The 742-nt window shown below is 34.0% G+C and carries 1 protein-coding gene; it reads left to right on the top strand.

Annotation, left to right across the window (positions count from 1 at the left end; translation table 11 throughout):
• Positions 1-592 (top strand): transposase (locus KTQ83_RS11900; protein ID WP_217256957.1); only part of this gene is annotated, 592 nt, incomplete at its 5' end.
• Positions 593-742: the final 150 nt, after the last annotated feature.

Raw genomic sequence — 742 nt, 5'->3', positions numbered from 1 at the left:
TCTTGACTCAATTAATGGAACGGATTTAACACCAGTCCAGAAATCTCGTATAAAACTTGTAAATGACCACATCAAACAATTATCATCCAATATCCAAAGACTTGATAAACTTATTGATTTAATGATTGAGCCATACGAAGACTATATTTCATTTCTGTGTCAGATACCTGGTGTTTCCATAAACTCTGCCATCACAATTCTTTCTGAAATCGGTGTAGATATGAATCAATTTACTTCTACAAGACGATTAACTTCCTGGGCAGGTTTAACTTCATCAAGTAACCAGTCAGCAGGAAAGAAAAAATCTGTACGCATTTCCAGAGCCGGAGTATATCTTAAACCATGTTTGGTTGAAGTTACACATGCAGCAGTCAAGGATAAAAACCATCCTTACTACGCCAACAAATTTAATAAAATTTCAAAACGTCGCGGAAAGAAATGTGCTTTTATTGCGATTGCCAGAAAAATACTTGCAGCCGCATATCATATGCTTCTTACAGGAGAAATCTGGAATCCTGCAGATTTAGCAGAAGTTGAAACGCCAGTTGAACAAAGAATTAAATACGTAAATCAGATATTAAACAACTACTAGATATTGGACTTACAGTTGAAGAATTAACACTAATGATTCAGCAAAATGCCAATATTATAGCAACACAATAATCTTTATATTTGGGGAAAGGGGTTTTGCACCCTTTTGTACTTCTAACTTCTTGTTTTTATAAATTTTATTTTCAGATTA

This window comes from Holdemanella porci (assembly GCF_019052655.1).
Lineage (GTDB): Bacteria > Bacillota_I > Bacilli_A > Erysipelotrichales > Erysipelotrichaceae > Holdemanella > Holdemanella hominis.
This window is presented reverse-complemented; position numbering and strand designations above follow the sequence as displayed.